This is a genomic window from Chryseobacterium indologenes (genome assembly GCF_001295265.1).
Taxonomy (GTDB): domain Bacteria; phylum Bacteroidota; class Bacteroidia; order Flavobacteriales; family Weeksellaceae; genus Chryseobacterium; species Chryseobacterium indologenes_A.
Window position 1 is genome coordinate 1 of sequence record NZ_LJOD01000079.1, and the last position, 315, is coordinate 315.

Annotated in this window: 2 tRNA genes; both read left to right on the top strand. The window is 49.8% G+C overall.

From position 1 onward, the window contains the following. Nucleotides 1-22 precede the first annotated feature (22 nt). Nucleotides 23-95 (top strand) — tRNA-Met (locus AOB46_RS22820). A 38-nt stretch (nucleotides 96-133) separates the two neighbouring features. Further along, nucleotides 134-206: transfer RNA gene (locus tag AOB46_RS22825), tRNA-Met, on the top strand. The last annotated feature ends 109 nt before the right edge of the window (nucleotides 207-315 follow it).

Here is a 315-nt window from a genome sequence, read left to right on the forward strand (position 1 = left end):
GTAAACACTCTAAAAAATACACCGCGGGATGGAGCAGTAGGTAGCTCGTCGGGCTCATAACCCGAAGGTCATCGGTTCGAGTCCGGTTCCCGCTACTAAGACAGTGCTTTCGGTAGGCACTCTAAAAATACACCGCGGGATGGAGCAGTAGGTAGCTCGTCGGGCTCATAACCCGAAGGTCATCGGTTCGAGTCCGGTTCCCGCTACTAAAACAAAGTGAGAAGAGGCTGTCTCAAAAGGTAAACTAACGCTCTGAGAATCTCCTAAACAACAAAAGTTGTCAGACAGGAGTTCGAGAGATGGGGTACTTTTGAG